1 rRNA gene is annotated in these 260 nt (G+C 47.3%); it reads right to left on the reverse strand.

The features are described 5' to 3' along the window. Positions 1 to 111: ribosomal RNA gene (locus tag JHD74_RS26460) — 16S ribosomal RNA — on the reverse strand; the annotation flags it as partial. Between the last annotated feature and the right edge of the window lie 149 nt (positions 112 to 260).

Below are 260 nucleotides of genomic sequence, written 5' to 3' on the forward strand. Positions count from 1 at the left end.
CCCGTCCGCCGCTCGTCACCCAGGAGCAAGCTCCTTGTGCTACCGCTCGACTTGCATGTGTTAGGCCTGCCGCCAGCGTTCAATCTGAGCCATGATCAAACTCTTCAATTAAAAGCTTGATTTGCTGCAACTCGTGCAGCGATGCTCGAAAATTAACTTTCGTAATAATTCATTCGCATGAATTACTGCTTGGTCACTCTTCAAGACTTGATATTTTTTTGCTACCGAAGTAGCTGGATATCGTCTTGTGAGTGCCCACA

The sequence above is a fragment of the Serratia sp. ASV30 genome (assembly GCF_016428815.1).
GTDB lineage: Bacteria > Pseudomonadota > Gammaproteobacteria > Enterobacterales > Enterobacteriaceae > Chania > Chania fonticola_C.